Source organism: Mesorhizobium sp. M2E.F.Ca.ET.209.01.1.1 (assembly GCF_004010375.2).
Classification (GTDB): domain Bacteria; phylum Pseudomonadota; class Alphaproteobacteria; order Rhizobiales; family Rhizobiaceae; genus Mesorhizobium.
In genome coordinates this window covers 1-308 of the sequence record NZ_SADP02000928.1, presented here as the reverse complement: position 1 = coordinate 308, position 308 = coordinate 1, and the positions used below count along the sequence as shown (strand labels likewise).

General features: G+C 68.2%; 1 pseudogene. It reads left to right on the top strand.

Features of this window, described 5'->3' with window-relative positions:
* A pseudogene (locus tag EN852_RS38535) lies at nucleotides 1-240 on the top strand (hypothetical protein); the annotation flags it as partial.
* Nucleotides 241-308: the final 68 nt, after the last annotated feature.

Genomic DNA, 308 nt, shown 5'->3' with positions numbered 1-308 from the left:
TCGGGCAGGATCAGCCGCGGCAGCGCGGCGAGCGTCGCTCCGGCCATCATCGCGCATGAGCTGTTGGCGTGCACGGCCGAGCAATTGTCGAAGCGCGGCATCGAGCTGCCGGTTTTCGCTTCGCCCGCCATTGCCGGCGTGACCCTGCACGACACCGACGTCGTCGTCTATCGCGAGCGCATGATCGAGGCACAGAAGAAGCACCTGCCGACCTTCCAGGCGACGATGCGCGGGGAGTGATGGATTGGCCGGGAGGCGCATCCAGCGCCGCCCCATGGGCCACGTCAAAGCCGGCGCCGTATGACGGC